Source organism: Neisseria sp. P0020.S003 (assembly GCF_051957095.1).
GTDB lineage: Bacteria > Pseudomonadota > Gammaproteobacteria > Burkholderiales > Neisseriaceae > Neisseria > Neisseria subflava.
In genome coordinates this window covers 1-649 of record NZ_JBQCWU010000045.1, presented here as the reverse complement: position 1 = coordinate 649, position 649 = coordinate 1, and the positions used below count along the sequence as shown (strand labels likewise).

The window sequence follows — 649 nt, the reverse complement described above, 5'->3', positions numbered from 1 at the left end:
TCGAATTATACAGTACATTTAGCAAATGTCAACCAAAATTATCGAAAATTTCAACCAACTGTGTTATACTGTCTGCTTCGTTTTCTTCACCGCGTCAGCAGCGAAGAACCGAACTATACGCCTCACAGCAAAACCAGTCAACACCCAATTTCAAAAAAATTAAAAATTTCTCACAACTATCTGTATTTAAATAATTTAAAATTTATTGAATTTTATCATTCAATAGATAAACCAGATACCCTAAGATAAATAGCCCTGTGGCTTTACTCTTAATTGCCACATTCAACACTCTATATCTCTATATTACTGGCGCTTTAGTCCCATCTACTCTTACAATCTCTACTTTCTCCAATAAAACAATCATAAATTCTAGAATAGTCCCTATTATGAGTAACGAAAAGATTCAACAAAAATTTGAACAAGCATATCACTCTTTTATCGAAGAGGAAAATTACGAGGAAGCGCTAAAACGTGCCGAGATTCTTTGCCTTCTCAATCCGCAATTTGCAGAATTTCATCATATGTAGGAAAACGTTGCGTTGTTTACACCACAGGTTGAGAATGAAGCCTGCAAGACCTCAAACGGCGTATCGCCGTTCAAACTGCGGTGCGGCTTCACAGTGTTATAGAAATTAACAAAGCGGCACAA

Annotated in this window: 2 pseudogenes; one reads left to right on the top strand and one right to left on the bottom strand. The window is 36.2% G+C overall.

The annotated features are described in order from the left end of the window. A pseudogene (locus ACTHTQ_RS11245) lies at positions 1-249 on the top strand (hypothetical protein); the annotation flags it as partial. A gap of 268 nt (positions 250-517) precedes the next feature. Here the strand turns inward: ACTHTQ_RS11245 and ACTHTQ_RS11240 are convergent. Continuing rightward, positions 518-649: pseudogene (locus ACTHTQ_RS11240) on the bottom strand (IS481 family transposase); the annotation flags it as partial.